Annotated in this window: 4 protein-coding genes; 2 read left to right on the plus strand and 2 right to left on the minus strand. The window is 59.3% G+C overall.

What is annotated here, in order from left to right; all coding sequences use genetic code 11:
* The first annotated feature begins 233 nt into the window (after positions 1-233).
* A complete protein-coding gene (locus NCS00_RS33170) occupies positions 234-890 on the plus strand; it encodes a BON domain-containing protein (protein ID WP_250442268.1) in 657 nt (218 codons plus the stop codon).
* Between the two features lie 405 nt (positions 891-1,295).
* On the opposite strand, the gene NCS00_RS33175 is transcribed toward NCS00_RS33170, so the two are convergent.
* A complete protein-coding gene (locus NCS00_RS33175; RefSeq protein WP_250442269.1) occupies positions 1,296-1,487 on the minus strand; it encodes a DUF2964 family protein in 192 nt (63 codons plus the stop codon).
* A 589-nt stretch (positions 1,488-2,076) separates the two neighbouring features.
* Here NCS00_RS33175 and NCS00_RS33180 point away from each other — a divergent pair.
* Positions 2,077-2,310 (plus strand): hypothetical protein, encoded by a 234-nt coding sequence (locus tag NCS00_RS33180; RefSeq protein ID WP_250442270.1) that lies wholly within the window; start codon positions 2,077-2,079, stop codon positions 2,308-2,310.
* A 121-nt stretch (positions 2,311-2,431) separates the two neighbouring features.
* Here NCS00_RS33180 and NCS00_RS33185 read toward each other — a convergent pair whose 3' ends face one another.
* Entirely contained in the window at positions 2,432-2,755 is a 324-nt protein-coding gene (locus NCS00_RS33185) for a hypothetical protein (RefSeq protein WP_250442271.1), read from the minus strand.
* Positions 2,756-3,041: the final 286 nt, after the last annotated feature.

A 3,041-nucleotide genomic window follows, 5' to 3' on the forward strand; every position in this document is an offset into this window, starting at 1 on the left:
CTTCGCGCGTCGTACGTCCGCCGCACGCACCGTTCGGCTGCGCGCCGCCGACAGCAGTTGCTCGCGTTCGGTATCGGGCAGATTCATTTTGCCCATGACCTGCATCTGAACACACTTGGGGTGCCAATTCAATGATGCAATGCACTAGTTGCAGAGCACTGCGGTGATCGTGGACCCGTGATCGACCCGACCCAGCAGCGCGGCCCTGCTTTCGTTCTAGTGTGGAGGAATCAATGAAGAGTGACATTGAGCTGAAACATGATGTTGAGCGGGAGTTGGAGTGGGATCCATCGGTCGATGCCGCAGGCATTGGTGTCGAAGTGCACGAAGGCATCGTTACACTGGCCGGCCACTTGCGCGGCTACAACGAAAAATTGAATGCGCGAAATGCCGCGCAGCGGGTTGAAGGCGTGAAAGCGGTGGTGATGGAGCTGGACGTCCGTCTGCCCAATCAGAATCAACGCACCGACGAACAGATTGCAACTGCTGCGCGATCGGTGCTGCTCTGGAACGCAGGGCTCGGTGAAAACTCCGTCCACATCACCGTTGAGAAGGGCTCGGTCAAGCTGACCGGCGAAGTCGAGTGGGCCTACCAGGCACAGGCCGCGGAAAACGCGGTCGAGCCGTTACGGGGTGTGAGACTTGTCGTCAATCAACTGCAGGTGAAACATCGGCCGACGCCAGCCGATGTGACAGGCAAGATCGAGGCGGCCCTCACCCGCCACGCAGAAAAGGAAGCACGTAACATCCGTGTGCGCGTTAAAGACGGCGCGGTAACACTGAGCGGAACGGTTCCGTCATTCGAAGATAAAAGAATAGCCTGCAATGCCGCGTGGGCGGCCGCGGGGGTCCGGCGCGTCGTCAATCAACTGTCGATTGCTCGATCATGATCGCGACGTTACAAACGACAAAAAAGGACCGCGTCGTCCGTCCCTCAGAGCTTTCCGCGCGGACAACTGCGTGAAATCTCGCATCATCGAGCTCATTGCCCGGCTGCTTGCTCGACTGCTTTTGGCCCGGTTTCGACATAGTATTCGGGAAGCTGAATCGGAACCCTTCGTGGGCGATGTGAACGCCCCCCGGAAGGCCTGCGCCGATCCGAAGACGCGTCGATGATCGATGCCCTTCTGGTGCTCACTTAGCTTTGACGATCGTCAACTCGCTGAACGAAGACACAGTGAGGCGCAGAGGCCTTTTGCGCAGACTGGAATGCAACAGCATTACATTGTCGATTGAAAGCGGAAGGCAAGTTCCCACCAGAACTGCACGCCCTTTATGCGATCCGGCTCTTCGGTTCACTCGCCGCTCACGGATGCGGGCTTCATCGCAACGACCACCACAGCAATTCCCACGATCATCGCCGCCACTCCGTAGCTGAATGCTCGCGTGTTGTCGTAAAAGAGGCTGAGTACCGCGCTCGTCATTCCAACAAGTGCAACAAACGCAGCCACAGTCGCTACGACGATGCGGTGACTGGATGGAGTCATGGCATCGCTCCTTCGAAGACACCCCACGTCTGCAGCACTGAGCATGTCGCCCTCCGCACAAAGCCCTCGGCAGCGCTCACATGTGACGCTAGCGCAGCTCTGCGCCGACCGAACGTGCTCCGCGCAACCGGCCCCGCCCCTTTCAGCGCTCGTCGCAATGTGGAGAAACACTCTACCCCTGTCATGATTTTTCCATACATCGGCGCTCTCCATAGCCGCGCACGGGCACGTGCGACTGCGAAAACAAGAACATGATGAGTCTTTCGCGCCTCTGGAGCGTTGACCTGCATCAAACGAACGAGGGGAGAAAGTCGCTGCGACCGCTAAACTCGTTTGGTCACGAGTGCCCGATTGACCGCACATCAAACGTCCGTGACGAAAACGGGAAATTGATCGGTTTTGCGAAGGATGCGCTGGCCCAAATCATCACGGAGATCAAGAGCTGTACGCCGCCGCTCGTCTGATCACTCGCGACCTCACTGAATCGCGTCGACTCACAGAGTTAGAACGCGTTTCCGATGACTGCGCGCTTGCACTGCGTTGATAATGACGCTCGCCCGGAACCGACTGCCGTCTCTCCGCACTGAAGATGAAGCTTTCCTTGCATGAGACAGGCCTGGTCAAGTACATTGCTCTCGACGTCATGGACAAGTTCGACCCCATCCGCGAACTTGTTGAGCGAATTGATGGCTTTGACACCTCGCTAGTTTCTATTGCCGCTGATCTGCACCCCTCGCGCTTGCCAATGCTCGTGGCCAATCCTTCAGGGGGCTTGAGACGCCGTTCCATCGGGGCGGCCGCCGCCGCGTGCGGATCGTCGTAGGTTCGCGCGATGACCGCAGCCGCGGCGCGCTGCACATAGGCGCGCAGCGCCGCGAAGTCCTCGGTTGTGTAACCGCGCTCGTGAGCGTATCGCCACGGCGCGGTTCGAGCAATCAGCGATTCTAATTGACCGCCCCGTCGCCTGTGCCCGGCGCCGCCGGAAGATCGCGAAACATGGGCGGCCTCAGCACGGGGAGTCCCATTCGGGCCAGTTCCGTATGCGCCTGGACGAAAAACACCTCCGGCCACGTCCCACATAGAATTTCGAAGGCCAGAGGCGCGTCGCTCAATTGCTTGGCGAGCCATAGATCTTCGAACTGCTCGCCGCAGAGCACCCGTTGCACCAGTATCACGGCACCGCATTCCGCGATGTAGTCGAGCACTGGCAGGAACCGCTGATCCTCGACGATCGCTCGTCCGTATGTTTGGACGAGCGAGGTTAACACCGCGAGCTCGATCCCGCTCGGGCGAATGCTCAGCCGTGCGGGGCTATCATCCGACGCGGGCGACGGGGCGCGTAAGTCGTCTGACGCCACAACGTAATCGTCGCGTCGAGTTCGAGAATGAACTGGGCCACCTCGCGACTAGTGCATTGCATCATTGAATTGGCACCCCAAGTGTGTTCAGATGCAGGTCATGGGCAAAATGAATCTGACCGATACCGAACGCGAGCAACTGCTGTCGGCGGCGCGCAGCCGAACGGTGCGTGCGGCGGACGTACGACGCGCGAAG

This window comes from Caballeronia sp. AZ1_KS37 (genome assembly GCF_023631165.1).
Taxonomy (GTDB): Bacteria; Pseudomonadota; Gammaproteobacteria; order Burkholderiales; family Burkholderiaceae; genus Caballeronia; species Caballeronia zhejiangensis.